The organism is Paenibacillus brevis (assembly GCF_018919145.1).
GTDB classification, from domain to species: Bacteria; Bacillota; Bacilli; order Paenibacillales; family Paenibacillaceae; genus Fontibacillus; species Fontibacillus brevis.
In genome coordinates this window covers 1-24,491 of sequence record NZ_JAHLQJ010000003.1, presented here as the reverse complement: position 1 = coordinate 24,491, position 24,491 = coordinate 1, and the positions used below count along the sequence as shown (strand labels likewise).

Genomic DNA, 24,491 nt, shown 5'->3' with positions numbered 1-24,491 from the left:
GTTATTGGATGAAGTGGTCGGGGAGATTTAACGGTTACTCGAAGGAAGCATTTCGTAAGGATATTGTTGCAGGATGTATCGTAGGTATTGTAGCAATCCCGCTCGGCATGGCTTTTGCCATTGCTTCGGGAGTGAAGCCCGAATACGGGTTGTACACGACAATTATCGCGGGGATTCTGATCTCGCTGCTAGGAGGCTCCCGATTCCAGATTGGGGGGCCTACCGGAGCATTTATCCCGATTCTCCTTGCTATCGTTATGCAGTATGGGTATGAAAATCTGCTGATTGCCGGATTCCTCGGAGGCATCATTCTGGTGCTAATGGGTGTGTTTAAGCTCGGGGCATTAATCAAGTTTATTCCCAGGCCGGTTACGATCGGATTTACCGCAGGAATTGCTGTGACAATCTTCAGCGGACAAATAGCCAGCTTTCTTGGGCTTCAAAATATGGAGCGGCACGAGTACTTCTACGATAGCATGAAAGAAATCGTGCTTCGCTTGCCTTCACTGAATATTTACAGCATCCTGATTGCGTCCATCTGTCTTGCTGCCCTGATTGTAACGCCAAGGGTACTGCCCAAGGTGCCGGGCTCTCTGGTGGGTATTATTCTGTCCACACTGGTTGCCGTCTGGTTGTTCCCTGACAAAGTTGCCACGATCGGGTCTGCCTATGGTGCTATTCCCGCCAGCCTACCAAACATTCATGGCCTTGATCTATCCTGGGATCGAATAACGGCAATGATACAGCCTGCGCTCGTCATCGCGCTTCTCGGCAGTATCGAATCCCTGCTCTCTGCTGTTGTGGCAGACGGTATGGGCGGCTCTCGTCATAACAGCAATCGTGAATTGATCGGTCAGGGAATTGCCAACATAGTTACTCCATTTTTCGGGGGGATTCCCGCGACAGGAGCGATTGCACGCACGGCTACGAACATTAAAAATGGTGCGGTATCCCCGATGTCAGGCATCATTCATGGCTTCTTTGTACTTCTTATCGTCATATTGTTTGCCCCGTATGCCTCAGCAATTCCGCTTGCCAGCATGGCTCCGATTCTGATGATGGTCGCCTGGAACATGAGTGAGCGCAAAGCATTTGCCGCGCTCGTCAAGGCACGGACAAGCGACAGTATCGTGCTGGTGCTGACTTTCCTGCTCACCGTGTTTACAACTTTAACCATAGCCGTAGAGGTCGGATTGATTGTTGCCGTTCTCCTCTTCATCAAGCGGATGAGCGAGATGCTGACGGTCCGCAAGGTGCTGCCTGACTTCTCGTCCAGCAAAGCGAAGGTATCCGCAGACATCGTATCCGCAGAACATGACTGTCCGCAGTGCTCTATTTTCACAGTAGAGGGACCTCTCTTCTTTGGCGCCTCTCAGAGCTTCGCCGCCTTCTCCGACTGGATCGAGAGCGGACATCAGCTGAAGTCGGTTATTTTGCGAATGCGCAACGTCCCCTTCATGGATACAACCGGAGAAGCTCACCTGATGGATCTGATCAAGCGGCTTCAGCACTTAGGGGTAACGGTTCATGTCACCTCGCTCCGGGCGCAGCCAAGAAGGCTGCTCACCAAGACAGGCGGACTTCAGCTTATCGGTGAGGAGCATCTATTCGAGCATACCGGAGAAGCGATCAATGCGGCGCTCTCGAATCTGAACAAAGACCATTGTCTTGGCTGCCGGCATTTTGCCTTTCGCGAGTGCGCCGAGCTCTGCGGAGTTAACCCCCGGGAAGCGGCTTATCCGTCACCAACCGCAAAGCCCGCCAGCCGAATGACACGTACAGTGCTTAAGGATTAACCGCCGTAAAGACCGCGAATTAGAGGAGTGAGCATGTGATGCAGCTTGTGCTTCAGTTTTTTGATGCCCATATCGATGTATCCAGGGAGCGATATGCTGTGGGGATTGGCAATTCTGGCCGTGCTATTGCCATTCTGTCTGCTATTGCTGCTAAAGAGCCGGCACCGAAGCGCCCTGCCAAGCGATAAGAATCCATTCTTGCCAAGACCTTATTTCTTCCGGTTCTCCAGTACAAATCCATCCTGCAGCTTGCCGTCAATATCAAAGGCTCGATAGGTCAAGGTATCTTCACTGACCGTAATGCCCGCATACATCGGCTGCCCGTTCTGAAAATGGACCGCATGATAGAATTGATCCTCTTTCTTCTCGTTGAATTTTCGGCCGGAGGCATTGGTCGTAACGTAGACCGTGCCTTCTTCCGGCTGCACGATTTCCCCGCCCCGAAGAGAGAATGACCGGGAATACTCGTGATTATGCCCTTGAAGGACGAGGTCGACCCCATATTCATCAAATACGGCTATCCAGTCATCCAGCTTTTTGTACATGTTCCCCCCGTAAGCCGGGCGGTGAATCGCTGCGATCAGCCAGGTCTGATCCGTGTTCTCCAGGTCTTGCTTAAGCCATGCTGCCTGCTGCTTGAGATTGGATTCGGTATTCAAGACGACAATATGGGCGTGGCCGTAGTCAAATGAATAGGTCGTGCCGGGATTAGAATTCTGCTCCCCGTTATCGGGAACGTAGAAATGAGCTGTAAATCGGTCTGATTCACCATCAATCTCATCATGATTGCCCGTCACAGGCATCAACGGAAGCCGGCTTAGCCAGTCCGACGGGATACTAAAGAAGTAATCCCACGCCTTCTCATCTGTCGGATCCTCGGTTAAATCTCCATTATGCAAAATCCAGGACGCATCGGGAAATTGTGCAATAGCGCTATCAAGCGTGCGTCCCCACACGACAAAATCCTCCTTATTCATGCCTTGCGAATCCGTTACATTCAGGAAAGTGAATGTCTCCTCTTCCACTCCTTCTGTCCTAAATACTACCGCATTTCTCCATTCGCCCTCTTTTCCTTCTCCAATCCGGTATATGTATTCCGATCCCGGCTCCAGACCGGTCACCTCAACCTTGTGTGAATATTGCTTGCCGTATTTCTTCGTATTCACGATCGTAGTCTGAGCCTCGTAAATCACGGTCTTTTCACTGTCGAAAGCATCCGGCGCATTCCCTCGGGCCACTTGAAGAATGCCTGCGGTCTTCGTCTCGGAATACCAGGTAAAGGCTCTTGAGGTGCGCGGATCTCCCCGAAATGTGGTTACCACCGATTTTACATTTAGACTTGCCGTGTCCCGGTCAGTCTGCTCCCCGCGTCCCGCTCCGGTATTGCCCGGCTTGTACTGCAACAAAAACAGAACCAGAGCAGCCGCGAGGAATATACATAGTGCCGCCCAGCCGAGCTTCAGGCCGATTCCATCATTCATTCTATTTCCTCCTGTTCATCAGGCTCATACACAGCATTTTTTACTAGATACTTCCATATGTCAAGCGAATGTAAAAACATTCAGGCTATATTCAGTTTCCGTTAAGTCTATAATCAGCAAAGCCTGCTAGGATGTGTTCAGTTACTTCGCCAATGAAATGAGGTGTATTAGTGAACACGGCATACAACAACCTGAAGTTTCGCCATGAGCTAAAGTTTATGATCAATCGGCATCAATACTTCATTATTCGCCAGCGTCTTAAAAATCTGGTTCGACCGGATAAATATGCTTCCACGAATGGCGAGTACCATATTCGCAGCCTCTACTTCGACGATTATGAGAATTCTGCACTTTCCGAGAAGCTCGGCGGCTTCCGCGATCGTCATAAATACCGGATCCGCGTTTATAACCGCAGCGACCGGCTGATTCTTTTTGAGAAAAAGATCAAATGCGGAGATTACATCGCCAAGCTGAAGGAGCCCTTGGACCGGGACATGTATGAAGCTATTTTAAACGGAAACTATGAGGTTCTGCATCAACCGGACAACCCCTTTGCCATGGAGCTGTACCTGGAAATGAAGCAGCATCTCCTTCGTCCAAGAGTCATCGTCGATTATGTGCGGGAGCCTTATGTATGCGAGAACGGCAATGTCCGGATTACCTTCGATAAGGAGCTTCGAACCGGGCTGCATGCGACGGATCTCTTCGATCAGTCATTAAATCCCGTACCGGCCCTTGATGAACAGCACATCATTATGGAGGTCAAATACGACGAGTATTTGCCTGAATATATCAAGGCAGCCGTGCAAATGGAGGGTCTTCACCAGCAAGCCGCATCCAAATACGTCATCTGCTGTAAATATCTTAAAAATAATAATTGGGAGGATCAATAATTTATGCAAACGGCGAATTCATCTTCGACAAGCTTTAGCGATATTATCAAAAATTCGATCCTGGAAAATTTCTCATCGAATATTAGCATTTCCAATATCATTATCACACTGTGCGTTGCCTTTTTAATCGGATTATTCATCTTTATCCTGTACAAGCGTGTGTTCAGCGGGGTGCTCTATTCCAAAAGCTTCAACGTTTCTCTGATCGGGATGGTTATGGTTACCGCAGTAGTGATTATTGCCGTCAACTCTAACCTCGTGCTGTCACTGGGGATGGTAGGCGCCCTGTCCATTGTTCGCTTCAGAACACCGATTAAGGACCCTACCGACCTGATCTTTCTGTTCTGGGCCGCTGCGGCCGGGATTGTAACCGGCGCCGGATTCTACTCGCTTGCCGCGATCGGATCGGCCGTCGTCGGTCTTGTCCTGTTCCTGTTCATCAAGAATACTTCGGCAGACGCTCCCTACCTGCTCGTCGTTAATTGCGACAGCGATGAGAGCGAGCAGCTTGTTCACAATCAGATGAAGCAGCTTGTGAAGCGGTACAATGTGAAGCAGAAAAATGTAACCCAGCACAATATTGAAATGACACTAGAGGTTCGCCTGCGTGACGGCGAAGGCCGCTTCGTTAATCAAATTTGTGAGCTTGGCGGCGTGAAAAATGCGGTTCTGATCAGCTATAACGGCGATTATGTATCCTAATCTCAGATGGAGGTACCTACCATGAAGAGCAGATATTCCAAGCTGCTTCTGTCCTGCTGCTCGCTGCTTCTGATCCTGGGTATGACCGCTTGCGGAGGGGCAACTACGGCCACGATTCAGGATTCAGGGGGTCAGGGAACGGTATCCAAGGCAGAGCAGAAGCTGGATGAGGAGGTCTTCCCTAAAGACAGGGTCGTAGACATAAAAATCACGATCGACAGCGAGGACTTCCAGGATATACTCGATAATGCCAGTGCCGAGGAATACAAGGAGGCATCCGTAGAGTACAATGGCCAGCATTTCGAGCACATCGGAATCCGTACCAAAGGGAACCTGTCCCTGCGCAGCGTCGTGCAAATGTCCGATTCCGACCGATACAGCTTCAAGCTGTCGTTCGACGAGTATGTGGACCAGACCCTGGATGGAATCAGCAAAATCAATCTGAATAACAACTATAGCGACGCTTCCTCCATACGGGAATTTTTAACGTATGAGCTGGCCGAACAGATGGGTCTTCCCACACCTAAATATTCCTATGTCAATGTGTACATCAATGATGAATTGTGGGGCTTCTATCTCGCCATCGAACAGATCGGGGATGCATATTTGAACCGTCACTTCGGCAATTCCTATGGCGCGCTGTATAAAGGCGAGATGACCGGCAGCGGCAGCGATCTGACCTGGCTTGGCGACGACCCTTCAGCTTATACCGGATTGGCGCTCAAGTCTAAAACGACGAATGATGGCATTCTTATTGATATGATCAATGAGCTGAATAATGGCAGTGATTACGAGAAGGTTCTTGATGTTGAAGAATCGCTTAAATATATTGCGCTCAATGTGGCAACCAACAACATGGACAGCTACATCGGGCAAAATAAACAAAACTATTACCTATATGAAGACGACGGAATCTTCTCCATTCTGCCCTGGGATTACAATATGGCCTTTGGCGGCATGGGAGGGGCCATGGGCGGAGGTAGCAGTCTGTTGATTGATGAGCCGACACAAGGGGCGGTAGCTGAACGGCCGCTTGTGGCCAAGCTTCTGGAGGTTCAGGAGTACAAGGAGCTCTACCACTCCATTCTTCAGGAGGCGGTTGACGGATACCTATCCAATGACATATTTACAGCCAGAGTAAACGAGCTCGCAGCCATGATTTCGCCTTACGTGCAAGCGGATCCTAATGCGTTCTATAGTTACGAGGAATTCCAAGCGGCCGTGCCAAGCCTGATTGCTACGAATGCTTCACAGGTGGATAACATTTCCCAACAGCTTGACGGCACACTTCCTTCCGCCGGTGATGGCAGCGGCAGCGGTGGAGGTATGGGCGGCTTTGGCGGGGGCGGCATGAACCGCAATCGCGGGCAGAATAATACAACAACGTCTCAAGGAGAAGCGGGAGAACAGTTCCCTGCGTTTGGCGGACAAATGCCTCAGGGTCAGGCTCCAAGCGGACAGACCGAGGGACAAATTCCGGGCCGGAACGGACAAACGGACGGCGGCTTTACAGCACCGGATGGCGTTGCCCCCTCCGGAGACATGCCTGCCTTTGGCGGAGCAGACGGTTTTCAGATGCCTCAGGGAGGAGCAGACGGACAGCAGATGCAAATGCCCGAAGGAGGATTCCCGGGCGGGGGCGGACGCGGAGATTTTAACTTCGACTTTGGCTTTGGGCAAGAGAACGGCGCCCGCCGCGGAGCTGCTTCTACAGAGGGAGCGATTGCAACAGGAGCATCTCTTCTCTTCCTACTATTAGCAGCTGGTTTCGTGGCCTTTTTCAAAAGAAAGAGATGGTAAGGAAGACCGCCTAACCCTGATGGATACCGCGCAGGAATGTGCGATCAGCTTACTCTCATGTTTAAAAACATCACCTTTGGTTAATAGTAAACGACAAGAAAATTAATTACTTAAGAGGTGATAAATGATGGGTTTCTTGTGGTCATTAATTATTGGCGGTATCATCGGATGGCTGGCCGGTCTTATTATGGGTAGAGATATTCCCGGCGGCGTAATCGGAAACATAATTGCAGGCTTCATTGGAGCTTGGCTCGGTAGTCTGATTATGGGCAACTGGGGACCGGTGATAGGAGACTTCTATTTCATCCCGGCATTAATCGGTGCCGTTGTTCTCGTCTTTATCGTGAGTCTGATTATGGGCTCGATGCGAAGAGGACGTTCTTAATCCATAATTGAACGTGAATTTAGACAAAGCCAGTGCCCTTAGGTTTTTAACCCGGGCACTGGCTTTTTGTTGGTATCTGTACCAAGTTATTCATCCCCGCTTGGGCTCTCCCGATATTCGCTCGGTGTCATCCCTGTCATCTTCTTGAATACCTGAGTGAAATATCTTGGATCCTGGTAACCCACCAGCGGGGCGATCTGGTACACTTTGACCTGACTATTCTTCAGAATATATTTCGCCTTGCCGATTCGGCATTCTGTCAGATACTCCAGGAAGGTATATCCTGTCTCTTGCTTGAACAACAGACAGAAATGGCTGATGCTCAGCCCTGCAAATTCTGCAGCCTCTTCAATGGACAAGTCCTTGTGATAATGACTTGCAATATATTCGCGAGTCTTTTCGATCAGCCGGTGAATTTGCTCCTTCGGCTCTGATAATTTGCTGGCAGAGATGCCCTCACCGAAGATACGGCCGAGCAGAGCGATGATGTCAGGCAGCGTCTCAGAGGCATGCAATTCTTGAAGCAGGCCTTCCAGCGACCATTCCAGGGGCAGCTTCATATGTTCAAATTCCCTGTAGAGGACTACCGTCAATTCCACCAGCATCCGCTGAGCGGACTCCCTTGCAACCGCATGACCTTCAATGAAGCCCCTAGTCTCTTCGAGCAGTTTCATTAGCCTTTGATCATCCAGCGTCCGGATGCATTCAAGCATCTGCTCCTCCAAATGCTTCGGATATTTGGCAGCGTCCGCAGACCGATCTCCCGATCTCCCCAGTTCCTCTACAAAGACGCCCTCGCTATCACGATAGAATCTTTGATAAAGCGCCTTGCCTGCTTGCTGATAAGCTTCTCCAAGCTGTGTTATCCCTGCTGCAAGCGGACTGAAGCCAATGGAGCAAGGAAGCTTGGTATGAAGCTTGATCTGTGAGATTAAATCTTGCCCCAGTTGCTCCCTGTTCATGAGCAGTCCCCCGGGGAACAAAATAATCCACTCTCCGCTGTGAAATGGAAACACAGTAAGCGCACCCTGAGAGAGCGACCATTCATTCAGAATATTGCGGATGGCAAACAGCCATAATCTTCGCTCATGCGGCGGCCACATATCTGCCAGCTTTAAATAATGGTCAAGCTGAACAACCGCCACGAAATACCCTTCTTGCAGCTTCCCGCTTTCAAGCCACTGCATATGGCGAAGATGGCTTCCGCCTTCGCCTTCTTCGATCAGCTCAGCGAACATTCGCTCACGCGCGAGCTCTGACAGCACCTGTGCCGAGTGCAGCAAATGCTCGTTCTCTTCCTGCTTGTTCAGCTTCTTGATTGCCCGCTGTATCATTTCTATCAGTTCATCATGGTCGATCGGCTTCAGCAAATAATCGAATGCGCCTTCCCGTAACGCTTCCCTTGCATACTCAAACTCGCTATAGCCGCTGATAAAGATAAATAACCTCTTGGCATTCTCGGCCATAACTTCCTTCATCAGACTGATTCCATCCAGACCGGGCATGCGAATATCACTGATAATCATATGCGGGGCATGCTCCCGAACCAACCGCAGCGCCTCTTCACCATTTCGCGCCTCTCCCACAATCTCAAGGTTCATCTCTTCCCATGGAATAGCCACCTTCAGACTGCGCAGAATGATCGGCTCATCATCAACCAGAATTACGCGATACTTTACTTCTCCGCCCTCCATACATCACCCCTCCTGATTAGTCGGATATCGAGCTGCCGCGAAGCTGCCAATACTGCTCCGAGGTTGACTGGATCTCATCCAGCCCATCCGCAGGTAATACGGAGCCGGTGATTAATTCTCCGATTACCTTCAAGAAGGCCTGGCTGACTTCCGGAGACATAGCATTATCATAAGGCAAGAAGATATGGTTGCTTTGCTCAATCAATCCAAGCACCTGTTCAAACACAGGCCCGGTCTTCTCTGCATCAAACGTAATGTCCATCGAGGGAATACGCTGTCCCTCATATACGATGCGTCTCTGTACTTCTTCTGTATAAAAAGCCTGGAGCAATTCCAGCGCTGCTTCCCGTTTAGCATCCTCCAGGTTGGCTGATAGTGCAATTCCTATCGTATAGCCTCCCGCCAAAGCAGCTTGTTGGCCCAGCTTTTCCGTCGGAAATGACATAACGCCTACCCGTTCCGAGAAATCCTCCCCTCCCGAGGCGGAATGAAACAAATTGATATCCCAGCTTCCGTTCAAATACATGGCCGCCCGTCCTGAAGTAAACAGATCGATCGCATCCTCTGTCGACAGGTCGTTGGCAGGATCGCTGAATGCCCCCTCTATTACCCAGTCCTTAAAATGAACCAAGGCTTGAAGATAAGCGCTGTTATTGAAGCTCGCCGTGCTATTTCCCCGGGTCAGCTCGTTAATCAGGTTTGAACCGGCATATCTGTCCATTAAATAATGAGCGAAAATGGCTGCGGGCCACCGCTCCTCATTCCCAAGCGCAAACGGAATAATTCCGTTCTCTTTAAGTGTTCGTACTGCTTCATCCAGCTCTGCAATCGTCTTTGGCGGTTCAATTCCCAGCTTCTCGAAGATGTCCCGGTTGTAAAAGAGCGGTTCAGCGTTTCCTTCTATCGGCAGCCCGTATACTTTTCCGTCATAGGTCCAGGCGTCCAGGTTCCGAAATTTTCCTGCAATCTGGTTTGTATTCATGTAATCCGTTAAATCCATCAGGCGGTTTGAACGGACATAGGGCTCAATTTCTGCACCTGCGAATAGAACAAACATATCCGGCGGTGTCCCCGTCACCATCTCGCTCTTCAGCTTCTGCTCGCGGTGCACCGTCTGATCCATGCCCTCAAAATTCACCTTGATATTAGGATGTGACTGCTGGAAGGAGTCGACCACATCCTCGAAGATGTTCAGCATATTCCGGTCATGCTCTTTAATCCAGAAGTGCCGGAAGGTCAGTGTAATCTTCTCTGTCTGTGTCTCCTCAATGGGCTCCGGGCCATTCAAGGTGATGATCCAGACCGATATTCCTAATACGACTGCATAGAGGGCCAGCCAGCCCCAATTCAAAATCCACTTTTTCACGATGCTGCCCCCTATGACCCGATTTTTGGAATACGTATCCGAATAATTGATCCATATCCCGGAGTGGAGCAGATCATGATGCCATAGTACGCTCCAAATCGGATTCGAAGCCGTTCATGCACATTTTTCAGACCAACGCCGTTCTCCCGATACTTCTTCAAATGCTCCCAATCCTTGCTCCAAAGCCCCAATAACGTGTCCTGATCGAAGCCCGGGCCATTGTCGACCACATCGATTAGTATATCTCCCCCGCCGTCATGGGCAATAATTGAAATCTGTCCTTGGCCCTCCATTGGTTCAATTGCATGATAGAGCGCGTTTTCCACAATCGGCTGTACGATCAGCTTCTGCGTCTTGTAATACTTAAGCTCTTCGGCCAATTCAATCCGGTATGAAAATTTGTCTTCAAAACGGAACTTCTGAATATCCATATAATGCTTAACATGCTCCATTTCCGTCGAAAGAGGAACTAATTGCTGGCTCTCGCTGATACTGATCCGCAGCAGTTTACCCAGAGAAACGACCATTTTGCTAATATTCTTATTCCCCTCCAAAACGGCCATCGAGTTGATAGATTCCAGAGAGTTATATATAAAATGGGGATTGATCTGGGCCACCAGCGCCTGCAGCTCTACCTCTTTTTTCCGTGCCTGCTCGATCTGTACCTGTTCAATCAGTTCCGAGATTTGGCGGCTCATCCGATTAAAGCCATCAATCAGCAAATCCCGCTCATCCAAAGCCGGTACGGGCTTCGTAATTGGCATGAAAATCCCTTGCTGTACCCGCTTCATCCCGTTTACGGCGCTAATAATGCTGCTGACTAATCTCCGGATGAAGTAACGGTCGAAGAGAAAAGCCGAGATTAACGAGAGCAACACCAGAACAACGGCAATATTGCGTATTTTTACCGACTCTGAGTTGATTAGCTTACGCGGTGTGATCGCAACGAGATACCACTCTTTATTATGGGATGGCAAATACGTAATGAGCGAGCTCTCCCCGGCATATTTGTCCACATAGTCGCCTTTACCGCTGCCGTCCGCTACGGACAGGAAAGGAAATGCCGTGTTTTCTCCAATATGCTCACCCGATTTATCAAAGACGATATTCCCTTGGCGGTTCACCAGTAAAATATCTCCCTGCTTAAGGGTAGCCGCGTCCCAGAATACTTGATCCAGGATATCCGGCTTCACATAGATAACCAGTGTTCCGATATCCTCAAGAGAATAAAAATCTTTAATGATTCGGGCCTGAATCAGCAACGGTTTGCCTTCCTCCGCACTGCCGTTCTCTCCGGGACCGGACCAGATCGGCCTCCCCTCCGCTGCCTCCATGGCTTCATGCCAGTTCTGACGCTTCATCTGCTCGAAGGACATCGAATTGGCGGATGAATAGACCAGCTGCTCCTTGGAGTAAATGTCGAAGGAAAGAATCATGGAATGATTGAACAAATTATTTATTTCCTGCCGCTGCTCATAAGTAACAGGGCTGCCTGCTTGCTTGAGGATCCGCTGAATCTGCTTCTGGGTAATGGCGGAATTAGACACCGTAGTAATCTCGTTCAGCGCATAATTCAGCTTCCGATCCGTCTCAAGCAGGGATACCCAATAAAAATTGCTGGACTTCTGCTCCATCGTCTTCGAGTAACTGAAGTAAGATACCGAGCCCATAAGAATGACCGGTATAAACACAAGAAGAATAATAGCCAGCAGGATTTTTCGACGGAGCTTCATGAATGGCTCTCCCCCTTTGATCTACTGCATCTATTATTCTTCATATAGGAGGCTAACTCCTTGTGCAGACTGCCATTCACCTGGAATGACTAGCTCTTGATCGCACCGGACGTCAGACCTGCAATGACCCAGCGGCTAAAGAGCAGGAAGACGACCAGAAGCGGCAGCGTCGCCGTAAAGGTTGCGGACATGATCATCCCGAAATCGATGCCGTCCTTGTTGGTAAAGAGCTGCTGCAGCGCAAGCTGAATCGTATAGTTCTCACGGTTCTTCAGAACAACGAGCGGCCAGAAGAAATCATTCCATACATTCATAAAGTTAAGGATACCCAGGGTAGCCATTGCCGGTGTTACTACTGGAATCGCAATGTTCCAGAAAATCCGGAAATGTCCTCCCCCATCAATACGTCCGGCCTCCAGCAGCTCGGAATGGACTGCTGAAGAGATATACTGCCTCATCCAGAAAATACCGAACGCATTGACCATGGCAGGGACAATCAGCGCTTTATAGGAGTCGATCCAGTGCAGCTTCGCCATAATAACGTACTGCGGCAATACACCAAGCTGAACCGGTACAAGCATCGTCGCTATAACAAATACGAACAAGGTCTTCTTCATCGGAAACTCGTACTTGGCAAAGGCAAAGCCTGCTAATGTACACAGGAATACAACCGATGCAGTGACTGAAGTAGCCACAACCAGCGAGTTAAACATGGACCGGAAAAAGTCCGTGCGTTCCAGCACACGAGCAAAGTTATTAAAGAACTCCCCACCCGGGATTAACAGCGGAGGAATATGAAAGGCTGCATTCTTGTCATTGGTCGCAACCACAAACATCCAATAGAACGGGAATACGGATACCAGAGCTCCGATGATCAGGAACAGGTAAAAGAAAAGCTTGCCTATGATTCCCGGCTCATCGGGTTTACGACGCATACGAGCAATCAGATTCATGCTCCACCTCCCGTATCTCCGCCCATCCGGCTGGATAAGGCCATATTAAGCACTGAGAACAGGATGGTAGCAATGAACAGCAGCACAGCCGTTGCGGCAGCCGTTCCAAAAAATCCGTTACTGAATGCTTCATTGTACAAATACGTTACCATCGTGATCCCTTCCTGACGCGTCGAGCCTGTACCGCCCTGTCCAAGGAAGACATAAGGCTCTGTAAATAATTGCAGGGATCCAATCGTGGATACCAGCGTGACGAATAAGATGAATGGGCGAAGCATCGGCAACGTAATATGCAGCAGCTGCTGGGTACGGTTGGCACCATCAATTTTGGCAGCCTCATAAATATCATTGGGAATACTCTGCAGACCGGACAAGAATATAATCGCGTTATATCCCATCCAACGCCACATAACCATCGTGGAGATCGCAATCTTGACTCCCCACCAGCCTGAATTGAACGGCACACTTTCCAAGCCGAAATTATTCAAGATCCAATTGATCATCCCGTTATTGCCGAACATCGTACTGAATACCAGCGTAACCGCCACGATGGACGTAATATTCGGCATAAAATACAGCACCCGGAAGGTGTTCTTGAACCGGTTAAGTGCCGAGTTCAGCATGATGGCAACCAGCAAAGCCACGATCAACTGGGGAAGTGTCCCCATGATCGCCATGATGAGGGTGTTGCTAAAGGAAATCCAGAAGGTCGGGTCTTCCGTGACCAGTCTGTAATTTTTCAGACCTACATACTTCATCGGGCCTAATGCATCCCATTTAAAAAAGGACAAGTAAATGGTAAACAGAATTGGATAGAGTCCAAATATAGAAAAAAGAATAAAAAACGGTGAAATAAACGTATACGCCGTAATCCGGCTCCGCCGTGTCTCCGTCAGAAAAGGTTTCTTACGTGGAGTGTTCGGCTCCGGATGCGCGGTAGCAAGTTCTGGCATGAATGCACCTCCGTGAAGTCATTGATAAATCCGAACCGCATGGAGGGAGGGTTCCCTGATGCGATTCGGATTTGAGATTACCTATGAATTGCTTAGCTGCGATCTACCAGCGTCTTCGCTTGCTTCACTGCACTTTCCCATTCCTTTTCAGGATCAGCCTTTTTCTCAAGCACATTCTTCAGTGCATTCTTGAAGAAAGCATCTGTCTGGTCATGCAATGGTCCGTAGTAAACCGGTTTTACGCGTTCTGCCGATTTGGCGTAAGCTTCGGAGATCACTTGCCCGCCGAAGAAATCATCCTTATCCTCTGAGAAAGCAGGCTCTGTGTATACTGCCGGAATCGACGGGAACAGACCGCTCGCCTTGAAGGACTTCAACTGGTTTTCTTTGCTTACGAGCCAGGAGATGAATTCGTAAGCCTCTTTCGGATGCTTCCCTTCCTTCGGCAAGGTCAGGAAGGAACCGCCCCAGTTCCCTGCGCCTTCCGGAAGCTGTGCAATTTGCCATTTACCTGAACCGTCCGTGCCATTGCGGATGGTTCCTGCCATCCAGGCCGGTCCGAGCAGAACGCCGAAGTCGCCGTCATTGATTGCTTTTTGCCATTCCGGAGACCACAGTGTCCAGTTGCCCACCCAGCCTTCTTGAATGCCTTTTACGGTAAAGTCATAAGCTTTCTTCACTTGCGGATTTGTATCGCCGATGAACGAACCGTCTTCTGTGCTGAAGTAGATTTGGTCTGGTGATTGGTCACGAAGACCGTTATAGAGCAGGTCCGTCAAATCGGTGAAAGGCTTGCCGGTCTTAGCCTTGAAATCCTTAGCCACCGTTGCGAATTTATCCCAGGTATCGATCGCTGCGCTGAATCCGTCCGGATCCGTTGGCAGTCCTGCTTGCTCAATCAGGTCGGTACGGTAGTATACGACAGTAGGACCAATGTCAGTTGGAAGTCCAAGCTGGAAGGAGCCGTCAAGCGATGTGGCTTGCTTCCATTTCCAGTCGAGGTAGTTGCTTTCGATATCTTTTGCTCCAAGATCATAAAGGTTATAGAATTTGTCTTGGTTATTAATGAAGCGTTCGATAAATGCAATTTCCAGCATGAAAATATCAGGCGCTCCCGAACCTGCGGATAATGCCGTTGTCAGGTTGTTATGATGAGCAGTTTGGTCCGACGTATTTTGGAACTTGAATGTAACGTTCGGATGCTCTTTCGTATATTCCTTAGCCAGTTCCTCATAGTTTGTCGTACCGAGCGACCAGAAGGATAATACAACGGGTTCTGCGCTCTCGGCCGGCTCGCTGGTATCGCCTCCGGTGCTTTCATTTGTGGAAGGTGCCGGTGTGTTGCCTCCATTGTTTGAGGCATTATTACCGTTGCCTCCGCAGGCTGCCAAGGAAAGAATCATTAAGGCAGCGATGAGCAGAATCGCAAGTGGCTTGCTTCTCTTCATTGCTTGTTACCCCTCTCTTGTTCTCCATATTTTTCATCTTCAGTCTAATGGAAACGGATTCATTTTTTGAGGAGGCATTTTTGCGATTTATGGTGGAGATTCTTCTGATTGCCGTTGCTTCCGAATTCGAAACAACTAAAAAAATGCAGTAAGGTTCTTTAATTTGGAGAAGTACAAACGGTTTGGGATCATGTTACTATGACTTCCAGAAAGGAGGATTTCCCAGCTTAATATTTGTAAGCGCTTTATTCGCAGGAAAATATCGAGAGGACGTGAGCATGTGAAATCACAGATGATCAAGCAGACCCTTGCATTTAGTCTGGCCCTCACCCTGCTTCTTCCATCAGGGCTGCTGCCAGGCCATGCGAGAGCCGAATCATCCGGTATTAATGATACTATCACGGTATATCATGAGGATTTTGCAACCGGAAAGGGTTCTGCAATCCAAGCAGGCGGCTCATCCTTGACTCCGGTGACGGATAAGCATTTTGACGGCAACGAGGATGGCGCCGCATTATACGTCAGCAACCGGATGAATAATTGGGATGGCGCGGATTTTCGCTTCGCCGATATCGGGCTTACGAATGGTCAGACCTACACTGTAACCGTATCTGTGTACATCGGCGTTGACACCATCGTGCCTAATGGCGCGCAAATTGCGCTGCAGACCGTTAACAGCTATGGATGGCTGGATGGCAAAAACGCAATTAGCGGCGGCGCGATTACACTGACCAAGGAATTTACTGTTGATACCGCCAAGGATTCGGCTATAAGAGTACAATCCAATGACGCCGGAGCAGAAGTGCCATTCTATATCGGAGATATCCATATTACAGGCGCAAACTCTTCAGGTGAGGAGAATCCTTCTAGAGACCCTGCCCTGCCTTTTCCCACGATCACCTTTGAGGATCAGTTGACAGGCGGATTTACGGGCCGTTCGGGTTCAGAGACGCTTAGCATCACCAGCGAAGCCAACCATACGGAAGGCGGAGGTTACGCCTTGAAGGTAGAGGGGCGTTCCGATACCTGGCATGGACCAACCATCAGAGTGGAGAAATATGTGGACAAGGGGCATGAATATAAAATTTCCGCCTGGGTCAAGCTGATTTCACCTGAAAGCTCACAGCTGCAATTATCCACCCAAATCGGCGAAGGCAGTAGTGCCAATTATGTTGTCCTTGCGCCAAAAACAATTCGTGCTGATGATGGATGGGTCCTGCTTGAAGGGAACTATCGGTATAACAGTGTAGGGAACGAATTCCTGACGCTCTATGTGGAAAGCTCCGGCAGCAAGGACGCCTCGTTCTATATTGACGATATCTCCTTTGAAGCTACGGGCTCAGGCTCCGTTGATATCGAACGTGATCTGATACCGATCAAAGATGTCTACGCCTCGGACTTTTTAATTGGAAATGCGATCACAGCGGAAGACTTGGAGGGAATTCGATTTGAACTGCTGAAGATGCATCACGGACTGGTTACCGCAGGCAATGCGATGAAGCCGGATGCGCTTCAAAAAATCAAAGGCAGCTTCACCTTCGATAGCGCAGATGCCATGGTGAATCAGGTTCTGGATGCCGGCATGCAAATGCATGGTCATGTGCTCGTCTGGCACCAGCAATCTCCGAGCTGGCTAAATATGAATTCGGACGGTTCTCCGCTCCAGCGGGAAGAAGCGTTGGATAACCTGCGCACACATATTCGCACTGTCATGGAGCATTTTGGTGATCGGGTGATCTCTTGGGATGTTGTGAATGAAGCGATGAATGATAATCCATCCGATCCGGCCGATTGGGAGAACGCTCTTCGCAAATCACCTTGGTATCAGGCCATCGGACCTGATTATTTGGAGCAAGCCTTCCTTGCCGCCCGCGAGGTGCTGGATGACCATCCGGATTGGAACATCAAGCTGTACTATAATGATTACAATGATGACAACCGCAACAAAGCAACCGCAATCTACAGCATGGTCAAGGAACTTAATGAGAAGTATGCCGATACACATCCCGGCAAGCTGCTGGTCGATGGTATTGGTATGCAAGGTCACTACAGCATTAATACGAACCCTGAGAATGTCAGAATATCCCTTGAGCAATTCATTTCATTAGGAGTCGAGGTCGGAGTGACCGAGTTAGATATTCAGGCTGGAAGCGATTATCAATTATCTGAAAAGCAGGCCGAAGCACAAGGATATTTGTATGCCCAACTAATGCAACTGTACAAGGAGCATAGTGAACAGGTCAGCCGCGTAACGTTCTGGGGGCAGGACGACGGAACAAGCTGGCGCGCTTCCTCTAATCCGCTGTTGTTTGACAAGAATCTTCAAGCCAAGCCAGCCTACTACGCGGTCATTGATCCGGCTAAATTTATAGCAGAGCATCAACCCGATTCATCCGAAGCCCGCAAATCAACCGCCAAGTACGCGACGCCTGTAATAGATGGCGCTGCCGATGCGATCTGGAATGATACGCCGGCCGTCCCGATTGATCAGTACCAGATGGCCTGGCAAGGAGCCAGCGGCACGGCCAGGGTATTATGGGACGATGAAAATTTGTACGTGCTGATCCAAGTCAATGATGCTCAACTGGATAAGACAAATACGAATGCCTGGGAGCAGGATTCTGTTGAAATCTTCCTGGATGAAAACAAGGCGAGAACGACGTTCTATCAGGCAGATGACGGACAGTACAGAATCAACTTCGATAATGAAGTTTCCTTTAATCCTGACAGTCTGTCAGAAGGCTTCGTATCGGCAACAAAGATTAGCGGCAGCAGTTATACTGTTGAAGCGAAATTGCCGTTCAAGACAGTGTCGCCTGCGAATCAGATGAAGATTGGCTTTGATGTTCAAATTAACGACGCCAAGGATGGCGCACGCCAAAGTGTCGCAGCCTGGAACGATACGACAGGCAATGGATATCAGGATACCTCGGTTTATGGAGTACTGACTCTGATCGGCAAGCCTGGCAGCACACCCGGGAACGGCGGCAGTAACGGGGGCAGCGGGGGCAATAACAATGCGGCCAGCCCTTCCAATCCCTCAGCTTCATCATCGGAGGATGTGCTTCTGCAAAACGGAAATGTGATTATTCAGCCAGTAATTACAACCTCCGCCAAGCGGGCTAAAGCCCTAATTTCCTCCTCGTTGCTAAACAAGGCTATGGCACAAGCCAAAATAAGTGGAGCAAAGACACTGACCATTGAGTTCCCGGCACAGGCCAATGTAGACAGCTACGAAATAGAACTTCCTGAACAAAGCATGAAAGCCTTGGGAGACTTTGAGCTTCTGATCATTACGGATTATGCCGAGTTGGATATCCCTGCAAATTTACTGAAATCAGGCACAGATTCTGAGGGAGCCCTCCGTATTCACATCAGCCGTGCCACATTATCCGGTCTGTCCGCAGCCGACCGTGCTTACGTTGGGGACCGGCCAACTATAGGCTTCATGCTTGAATATAGCGGCGAGACTGTAAGCAAGCTAGAGCGGCCCGTCATTGTGAAGTTGCCTTATACACTTGCTGCTGCGGACCAAGAGCATCCGGAACGATTGGTCGTCTGGTTCATTGACCAGCAGGCAGACATGCAGACAATCCCTATTGTGAACGGCCGCTTTAATCAAGCCACCGACCAGATCGTATTTGAGACAGACGAATTAGGTAATTATGCTTCCGCCTATATATCCCCTGCTTTCAATGATGTGCAGCCAGCGCATTGGGCCGGGCAAGCCATAGGAGCCATGACAGCCCGCAGCGTTCTTGCGGGGAATGACAACAGCGGGGCTTTCTCCCCGGCACAAGCGGTCACCAGCAGTGAATTCGCAGCAGCCCTGGTCCATGCATTAGGGTTGAATGCGCAAGAGGCAGAAGCCTTCACTGCACTGACTAACGATGCCGTCATCACGCGCCAGGATATGTTCGTCCTGACAGCCCAAGCATTGGCTGCAGCAGGTATTAAACAGAGCAGTGACGCGCAATTGACAACTTACTCCGATGCGGCAAGCGTGCCGGAATATGCCCGGGACAGTGCAGCTGCACTAATCAGTCTCGGCATTATTAACGGAAAGAACCGCCAGCTTGCTCCGCAAGACGCACTTACGCGAGCAGAGGCCGCAGTTATTTTGTATCGGGCATGGTCCCGGCTATAATCTGCTGCATACCGTAACAAGTCAATTTTCTGGATACGGGCCGTCCAATATTCAGCATTGTTAAGCAAAGAAGACATCAACCTCTAAGAGGAAGATGTCTTCTTTGGCTTGGCCCATTGAATAAATTTATACTCCATAACGTTATCAAGCGATTAAAAGAAATCAAGCAATGCGGTCTTGCTCACAGGAATCCATTGCTCCAGCAGCTCGGCAGCCTTCTGCGGTCCATTCAGGCGCCCATAGGCAAGCATCTCAAGCGGTCTTTTATAGCCAAGCAGCATTGCTGTCCAGGCTTGTATGTCGATCATAAGCAGGTCTTGCCCAGGCCCGGAAGTTGCTGCACGTTCCATGCGTGCTGATCCGTCAGGAGATATACTCAGGTCCCATTCCCCCTCATTCCAAGGCGCATATTCGTCCTTGATGCTGAAGCGAAGTTGTCTCATTTCTGAGGCCCCGGGGTTAAAGCAATAATATTGCAAAAAGGACGGCACATCTACAATTCGTGCCATAAAATAGGGAACCGTCTCCTGCTTGCAGCGAGGATCACGCAGCAAGAACGGTAATAGGTCATCCGCCGGCACATGATCGACAACAACTTGCTTCACCATGGAATCGTGGTTGCCTACATAAGTCCATAGCGCTTGGCGGGCATGTTCATTCAAATACACGAATTCGTCAATGAGGAATTGCTGATTTTTGATCTGATGCAGAATGTATCCCTCGGCAACTCCTGAGTCAGAATAGAATACTGCAGTATGACTCTCGTCTCCCAGCACCATCTGCTCCCACCATTCGCTATCTCTTACGAGTGTGCCGTTATATCTTGGGGCAAAGCTATGGTAGACGGAGTCGAGTAACGCTATATCCTTCACATTTCTCTTCACTGTGCCGCCGCGAAGCTCTGTTCTGACGGGCAGGTTAGCCACCTCAATGGTGTACTTCTTATAATCGGTATACACTTCCCAGCCAAATTTCCGGTAAAAAGGGATCAGAAACGGATGCAGGCATGATAATACTTGGCCCTGCTCCTTCATATGTGCCAACATATGCGTAAGCAACCGGCCGACCAGGCCTTCGCGCCGATTCTCGGGCCAGGTTGCTACACCCGCGATGCCGCCCATAGGAACGGCCTCGCCTTGAATGTAAAGATTAAGAGGCAGTAAGGTTAGCTTGGCCAGCAGTTCGTCTTCCTGAAATACACCCCAAAAGCGCTCGGCCTTGAATTTAGTCCGCCGCTCTTCAAGCTCCTCTGGCTTCACCTTATATTGAAAGGCATATTGGGATAATTCCATGCTTACATCGAACTCTTCCGGCGTGAGTTGCCGGATTTCCTGAGCGTTACTCATCATGTCGCCTCCTTCGCATTTTTTCGTCGTCTGAATTCCTCTATATATTATATATTACAATAAACCTTCAACTTGTCCTTGCTCATCAAGATGAATTCGGTGCGCCGCAGGTGCCTTAGGTAATCCCGGCATCGTTACAATATTGCCGGTGTGAATGACTACGAAGCCGGCTCCTGCCGAGAGGGTTACGTCCTTAACCTGCACTGTAAAATTCTCCGGCGCGCCAAGTAGACTTGGCTGATCCGAGAAGGAATACGGTGTCTTTGCCATGCAAACCGGCAGAGTCCCGTAACCGCCGCTTTCCAACTCCTTAAGCTTTGCTTCGGATTTGGCCGAAAGCTTGATCCCTGCTCCACGATAAATCTCGTGTACAATCGTCTCAATTTTATCCAGCAGAGGTAAATCATTGGGATATAGTGGCGCATAGCTCGCAGTCTTGCTGTTAAGCATCTCTTTTAACGCTTCTGCCATTTCCGCTCCGCCCTGGCTTCCCTTTGCCCATACATCAGATACTGCAGCCTGAATCCCCAGACGCTCGCACTCTTCAATAATAAGCGCTACTTCATCATCATAATCATTGCTGAAGTGGTTAATCGCCACCATGACAGGAACCCCGAATTTCACGAGATTCTCAAGATGACGCCGCATGTTCGCCAGCCCTGATATAAGCGCGGGTTGATTAGGCTGATCCAGCTCTGTCTTTGGCGCTCCTCCATTGTATTTAAGCGCCTTGACAGTCACTACCAGCACCGCAGCATCCGGGCTTAGTCCAGCTTGGCGGCATTTGATATCAAAGAACTTCTCCGCACCCAAGTCGGCGCCAAATCCTGCTTCTGTAACTACAATTTTTGCCAGCTTCAATGCGGTTTTCGTACCAATCACACTGCTGCAGCCATGAGCAATATTCGCAAAAGGACCTCCATGTACAATAACCGGCGTACCTTCGATAGTCTGAACCAAATTAGGTTTGATCGCTTCTTTCAGCAAGACAGTCATAGGATCAACAGCTCCTATGCTCTCCGCTGTAACGGGCTCCCCAGAGATGGTATAAGCCACGACCATCCGTGCCAGCCTCTGCTTCAGATCATCCCGATCCTCACTCAGACAGAGGACAGCCATAACCTCTGAGGCAGTAGTAATCATAAAGCCAGACTCGTGAACATTGCCGTTCCCTTCGCCAATTCCGACTACGATTTGCCGCAGGCTCCGGTCATTCATATCCATGGCGCGTTTCCACACGATTCGACTTAAATCAATCTGCAAAGAGTTTCCTTGAAATATATGATTATCTATCATCGCAGCCAATAAATTATGCGCAGAGGTAATAGCATGCAAGTCCCCGGTAAAATGTAAGTTAATCTCATCAGGAGGTACGATTTGAGCCCGGTTGTCTCCTGTCGCTCCACCCTTCATACCAAAGCAAGGACCTAGAGATGGCTCTCTTAGCGCAGCTATTGTTGGTTCCCCAATTGCATTCAGCGCTTGAGCCAGTCCGATGGTCGTCAAAGTCTTGCCTTCCCCGGCCGGTGTTGGATTCATTGCTGTCACCAGCACTAATTTTCCATCAGGACGGTTTCGCAAATCACGGTTAATGCTCAAATCCAGTTTACCTTTATAGCGCCCGTACATTTCCACATATTGTTCCTCGATCCCGAAGGATCCGGCTACTTCCAAAATTGGCTTCATTCCAGCAAGCTACCTCCAACATCATTTTCCGTGCAAATTATGAAAATTCCACAACTCTTATTTTACATGAATTACTCAGGAGATATGCGCATTTTTTCACTATTTTGCAAAACAGCGAGATAAATCGACAGATTTATAAAATGTCATTGACAAAATCTAACAACTCTATCAAAGTATTAATTGTATAGAGTGCCTATATTTAACATTTAAGAGAAATAAAGATAGGTCATTCGGGCGCCTGTACTATTCTGTCAAGGGGAGGTGTCTTGGCGTTCGAAGGCTGCTTTTTATTTTTAACCGTGCCTTCTACAAATCTATTATTTACATTTAAGAGAGGATGAATTGATGATGCAGAAGCGTAAAGGAAAAATTTCAATCTTGGCTATTTTGGCGCTATTAATCACCCTGTTTGCCCCGCTCCCGTTCGATGCACAAGCAACACAGGCAGCAATCGCTCTGGATGCCAGTGAAAATGTAACTATAGCCGCTCATTCTGCTTGGGATAGCAATGCCGTCTACCTTGCTAATGATATTGTCTCTTATAATGGAAACGAATACAGAGCCAAGTGGTGGACTCAGGGAGATGTTCCGGGAGAAACCGAGGTGTGGGAACTGGTTCCTCCATCAAACGGGGAATATCCCGTATGGAGCAGCAGCAAGGCATATGTCGGCAACGACATTGTTTCATATAATGATCAGCTCTACAAAGCAAAATGGTGGACCTTGGGGGAAATCCCGGGAATTGCTGCAGTTTGGGAACTGATCTCCGGGAATCCAAATCCGAACCCCAACCCGAATCCAAATCCAGGAGGGCCAGACGATCCACCGATTTCAGGCGATTTCAAGGTAGTTGGTTACTATCCAAGTTGGGAGCCTGGCAAAATCGGAACGATTCAATATCAGAATCTGACGCATATCAACTATGCCTTTGCGATTCCTACCAGTGACGGATCGTTGTTACCGCTGGAGAATCCCGCTGCGGCAACTCAAATTATTCAAACCGCCCATGCCAAAGACGTGAAGGTTCTGCTTGCCGTGGGAGGCTGGTCATATAATGGAACTCCGCTGGAGAACACGTTCATGGCTGCCACCAGTACACCGCAAAAAGTCACGCAATTCGGCAATGCAATCATCGCGATGGCCAAGCAATACGGCTTTGACGGGGTCGATATGGACTGGGAGCATCCAAGAAGCGATGGATCCAGCAAACAGCAATATGAAAGCTTGATGGTATATTTGAGCCAAGAGCTGAAGAAGGAAAATATGCTGCTCACCTCCGCCGTGCTCAGCGGCGTGACGCCGGAAGGCATTATATATTGGGATGCGGCGGCTCATACGAATGCGGTCATCAATGCCGTTGATTGGTTTAACGTGATGGCTTATGACGGAGGAGATGGTGATCGCCACTCCACTTATGATTTTGCTGTCTTATCGGCTAAGTACTGGAAAGAAACTCGCAATATGCCTGCAGAGAAGGTTGTCCTGGGCGTTCCTTTCTATGGACGTCCATCCTGGGCGTCTTATCGAGATATCCTGCAAGCTAACCCCAATGCTTACAACACCGATGTTTCAATGATTAACGGAATGCAAGCCCATTATAACGGCATTCCGACAATTGAGCGCAAGACGCAATATGCCCTCGATCATCTGGGCGGCGTGATGATTTGGGAACTGACCCAAGATACGACCGATCTGGACAAGAGTCTGCTGCAAGCTATCGGCAATAAAGTACGGGCGCAAAGCAACTAAGTAGTACCAGTATTCTAAACAAGTAGGGGTGCAATGTACCCCCTACTTGTTTACATATATAAAAAAACACTACCGAGTTATCGGCAGTGCTCTTTGTGTTGCTTGGCGGCGTCCTACTCTCCCAGGACCCTTCGGTCCAAGTACCATCGGCGCTGGAGGGCTTAACGGTCGTGTTCGGGATGGGTACGCGTGGAACCCCTCCGCCATCGCCACCAAACAGGATTTTTGCGCTGCGCTTGCTTCAATGATTACTCACCAGCAAAATATCCATCCTTAGAAAGGACATGCAGCCTAAAATCAGTTCAGGAAGTCTTACTCCCTGAAAACTGGATACGAAACGTAGATCTGAATTAGATATT

At 49.3% G+C, this 24,491-nt stretch carries 17 protein-coding genes and 1 rRNA gene; 8 read left to right on the top strand and 10 right to left on the bottom strand.

What is annotated here, in order from left to right; translation table 11 throughout:
• Nucleotides 1-8: 8 nt before the first annotated feature.
• Both KQJ23_RS03970 and KQJ23_RS03965 read left to right on the top strand, forming a co-directional pair.
• Complete coding sequence (locus tag KQJ23_RS03970; protein WP_216477390.1) at nt 9-1,796, top strand: SulP family inorganic anion transporter; 1,788 nt, start codon at nt 9-11, stop codon at nt 1,794-1,796.
• A gap of 38 nt (nt 1,797-1,834) precedes the next feature.
• On the top strand, nt 1,835-1,984 hold the full coding sequence (locus tag KQJ23_RS03965) for a hypothetical protein (RefSeq protein ID WP_216477389.1): 150 nt from the start codon (nt 1,835-1,837) through the stop codon (nt 1,982-1,984).
• Between the two features lie 21 nt (nt 1,985-2,005).
• On the opposite strand, the gene KQJ23_RS03960 is transcribed toward KQJ23_RS03965, so the two are convergent.
• Entirely contained in the window at nt 2,006-3,277 is a 1,272-nt protein-coding gene (locus KQJ23_RS03960; RefSeq protein ID WP_216477388.1) for a purple acid phosphatase family protein, read from the bottom strand.
• 170 nt (nt 3,278-3,447) lie between these two features.
• On the opposite strand from KQJ23_RS03960, the gene KQJ23_RS03955 reads away from it, so the two are divergent.
• From KQJ23_RS03955 to KQJ23_RS03940, 4 genes are all read left to right on the top strand, one after another.
• A complete protein-coding gene (locus KQJ23_RS03955; RefSeq protein WP_346779340.1) occupies nt 3,448-4,170 on the top strand; it encodes a polyphosphate polymerase domain-containing protein in 723 nt (240 codons plus the stop codon).
• 3 nt (nt 4,171-4,173) lie between these two features.
• Complete coding sequence (locus tag KQJ23_RS03950) at nt 4,174-4,872, top strand: DUF4956 domain-containing protein (protein WP_216477387.1); 699 nt, start codon at nt 4,174-4,176, stop codon at nt 4,870-4,872.
• A 21-nt stretch (nt 4,873-4,893) separates the two neighbouring features.
• A complete protein-coding gene (locus KQJ23_RS03945; RefSeq protein ID WP_216477386.1) occupies nt 4,894-6,672 on the top strand; it encodes a CotH kinase family protein in 1,779 nt (592 codons plus the stop codon).
• 127 nt (nt 6,673-6,799) lie between these two features.
• On the top strand, nt 6,800-7,057 hold the full coding sequence (locus KQJ23_RS03940) for a GlsB/YeaQ/YmgE family stress response membrane protein (protein ID WP_216477652.1): 258 nt from the start codon (nt 6,800-6,802) through the stop codon (nt 7,055-7,057).
• 86 nt (nt 7,058-7,143) lie between these two features.
• Here KQJ23_RS03940 and KQJ23_RS03935 read toward each other — a convergent pair whose 3' ends face one another.
• The 6 genes from KQJ23_RS03935 to KQJ23_RS03910 form a co-directional block, all read right to left on the bottom strand.
• Nucleotides 7,144-8,751, bottom strand: a complete 1,608-nt coding sequence (locus KQJ23_RS03935; protein WP_216477385.1) for a response regulator — start codon at nt 8,749-8,751, stop codon at nt 7,144-7,146.
• A gap of 16 nt (nt 8,752-8,767) precedes the next feature.
• Complete coding sequence (locus KQJ23_RS03930) at nt 8,768-10,117, bottom strand: ABC transporter substrate-binding protein (RefSeq protein WP_216477384.1); 1,350 nt, start codon at nt 10,115-10,117, stop codon at nt 8,768-8,770.
• An 11-nt stretch (nt 10,118-10,128) separates the two neighbouring features.
• Entirely contained in the window at nt 10,129-11,850 is a 1,722-nt protein-coding gene (locus KQJ23_RS03925; RefSeq protein WP_216477383.1) for a cache domain-containing sensor histidine kinase, read from the bottom strand.
• A gap of 89 nt (nt 11,851-11,939) precedes the next feature.
• Nucleotides 11,940-12,803, bottom strand: coding sequence for a carbohydrate ABC transporter permease (locus KQJ23_RS03920; RefSeq protein ID WP_216477382.1), 864 nt, complete (start codon nt 12,801-12,803; stop codon nt 11,940-11,942).
• Nucleotides 12,800-13,756: a carbohydrate ABC transporter permease gene (locus tag KQJ23_RS03915; RefSeq protein ID WP_212938990.1), complete on the bottom strand. Its 957-nt coding sequence runs from the start codon at nt 13,754-13,756 to the stop codon at nt 12,800-12,802. The genes KQJ23_RS03920 and KQJ23_RS03915 overlap by 4 nt, the downstream gene beginning before the upstream one ends.
• A gap of 92 nt (nt 13,757-13,848) precedes the next feature.
• On the bottom strand, nt 13,849-15,204 hold the full coding sequence (locus KQJ23_RS03910; RefSeq protein ID WP_216477381.1) for an ABC transporter substrate-binding protein: 1,356 nt from the start codon (nt 15,202-15,204) through the stop codon (nt 13,849-13,851).
• Between the two features lie 292 nt (nt 15,205-15,496).
• Between KQJ23_RS03910 and KQJ23_RS03905 the strand changes: the two genes are divergently transcribed.
• On the top strand, nt 15,497-19,351 hold the full coding sequence (locus KQJ23_RS03905; RefSeq protein ID WP_216477651.1) for a glycoside hydrolase family 10 protein: 3,855 nt from the start codon (nt 15,497-15,499) through the stop codon (nt 19,349-19,351).
• Nucleotides 19,352-19,503: 152 nt separating this feature from the next.
• On the opposite strand, the gene KQJ23_RS03900 is transcribed toward KQJ23_RS03905, so the two are convergent.
• Complete coding sequence (locus KQJ23_RS03900; protein WP_216477380.1) at nt 19,504-20,697, bottom strand: GNAT family N-acetyltransferase; 1,194 nt, start codon at nt 20,695-20,697, stop codon at nt 19,504-19,506.
• Nucleotides 20,698-20,751: 54 nt separating this feature from the next.
• Nucleotides 20,752-22,383 carry a formate--tetrahydrofolate ligase gene (locus KQJ23_RS03895; RefSeq protein ID WP_216477379.1) on the bottom strand — a complete coding sequence of 544 codons (1,632 nt, stop codon included), beginning with the start codon at nt 22,381-22,383 and terminating at the stop codon, nt 20,752-20,754.
• Nucleotides 22,384-22,731: 348 nt separating this feature from the next.
• On the opposite strand from KQJ23_RS03895, the gene KQJ23_RS03890 reads away from it, so the two are divergent.
• Entirely contained in the window at nt 22,732-24,132 is a 1,401-nt protein-coding gene (locus KQJ23_RS03890; RefSeq protein ID WP_216477378.1) for a glycosyl hydrolase family 18 protein, read from the top strand.
• Between the two features lie 100 nt (nt 24,133-24,232).
• Here KQJ23_RS03890 and rrf read toward each other — a convergent pair.
• Nucleotides 24,233-24,349 (bottom strand): 5S ribosomal RNA (rrf, locus tag KQJ23_RS03885).
• Nucleotides 24,350-24,491: the final 142 nt, after the last annotated feature.